This is a genomic window from Erwinia plantamica, from assembly GCF_043420595.1.
In the GTDB taxonomy this organism is placed as follows: Bacteria; Pseudomonadota; Gammaproteobacteria; order Enterobacterales; family Enterobacteriaceae; genus Erwinia; species Erwinia aeris.
This window is the reverse complement of record NZ_JBGCUC010000138.1, coordinates 1-387: the sequence shown is the minus strand read 5'-3', so window position 1 is coordinate 387 and position 387 is coordinate 1. Positions and strand designations below refer to the sequence as shown.

The following is a 387-nucleotide window of genomic DNA, read 5'->3' as shown; positions in this document are numbered from 1 at the left end:
AGTCGTTTTTTTACCAGCCACTTTTTGGGAGAAGTATCAAAATGCCTTTGAAAATCTCTTTTAAATGTAGAGAGACTTCTTCCCGTTAAACACGCATAATCTTCTATTGATAATGATTTGTCAAAGTTTTCGAGCATTAATTCTTCAAGATTTCTTTTTTTCTTGTAATTTAATGAATGTAATATCTGTAAAAAAACCTGTTGCTGCTCAGAGTTGTAAATAAGATAAAGTAATTCTAATAGTTTGATTTTAGTTAGTTCTCTTTGTACTGTTTCGGTATACAAATTCAGGATGTTTTCGGTAAAAACCCTAATCTTATCCGTATATTTCAGCATCAGGGTAAAGTTGTCTTTTATAATTTTTTGCTCCTTCAGACTTAATGAAAAT

Annotated in this window: 1 protein-coding gene; it reads right to left on the bottom strand. The window is 29.7% G+C overall.

Going from position 1 to position 387, the window contains the following annotated elements:
- A partial coding sequence (locus AB3U87_RS22485) for a hypothetical protein (RefSeq protein WP_394150669.1) occupies positions 1 to 387 on the bottom strand: 387 nt, incomplete at both ends.